The 261-nt window shown below is 64.4% G+C and carries 1 pseudogene; it reads right to left on the reverse strand.

Annotated features, from left to right (window positions below):
- Window positions 1-3: 3 nt before the first annotated feature.
- A pseudogene (locus tag MWU77_RS24540) lies at window positions 4-261 on the reverse strand (hypothetical protein); the annotation flags it as partial.

Consider the following 261-nt stretch of genomic DNA (forward strand, 5'->3'; position numbering starts at 1 on the left):
GTGTTACGCGGCGGCTTGATCCGTCATGGCTTCGAGGCCGTCGCTGGTGGCGGGATTGTTGATCCAGGCTTCGGAAGGCAGGTCGAGGATCTTCGGTCCCCGTTTCGAGGTGCAGAATCGCTCAGGGTGACTCCGTCGGGCCTGGTCGAGCACGGTGGAGCGTTCGGCAGCCTTCTGCGAGGCCAACCCGAAGTGGACGTCGGCCGGGGTGTGCAGGCCGATGCCGGTGTGGCGGTGTTCGTGGTTGTACCAGTGAACGAA

This window comes from Rhodococcus sp. F64268 (genome assembly GCF_023015605.1).
In the GTDB taxonomy this organism is placed as follows: domain Bacteria; phylum Actinomycetota; class Actinomycetes; order Mycobacteriales; family Mycobacteriaceae; genus Rhodococcus.